The 485-nt window shown below is 39.0% G+C and carries 1 rRNA gene; it reads left to right on the forward strand.

Annotation, left to right across the window (positions count from 1 at the left end):
- Positions 1-391: 391 nt before the first annotated feature.
- A 23S ribosomal RNA gene (locus tag OCU55_RS23785) occupies positions 392-485 on the forward strand; the annotation flags it as partial.

Genomic DNA, 485 nt, shown 5'->3' on the forward strand with positions numbered 1-485 from the left:
TTAATATACACGAATTCTGGTTAGAATATCTCTCTCTGTTTAATTTTGAGATACCAAGTATCTCTGATTGTTCTTTGAAAATTGCACATAAGTTAAAGTAAAGATATTTACTATTCTTTGTAATATAAAGGACTGAATAAAATACACGCTAGTATTTGAAACAGTCAATGATCTGCGGACTAGATATATGTATATCTATAGTTCAAACGTACAGTATGCAATGTACTTTTTTTTGAGTGCAGAAATATAATTTGTACGTAGATCAGGAGTGGCATTAGAACCAAGCAGGACGAGGAACCGACGAACGAGCAGCGGAGCTTACTTCAGGTAAGTGAGCAGCGTAGTGAGGAAGGTGACGAAGTAATGCGCCGGTTATAATGACACGACATTAGGTCAAGCTACAAAGGGCGCATGGTGAATGCCTTGGCATCAAGAGCCGAAGAAGGACGTGACAAGCTGCGATAAGCTTTGGGTAGGCGCAAATA

It is taken from the genome of Clostridium folliculivorans (assembly GCF_024341905.1).
In the GTDB taxonomy this organism is placed as follows: domain Bacteria; phylum Bacillota; class Clostridia; order Clostridiales; family Clostridiaceae; genus Clostridium_AR; species Clostridium_AR folliculivorans.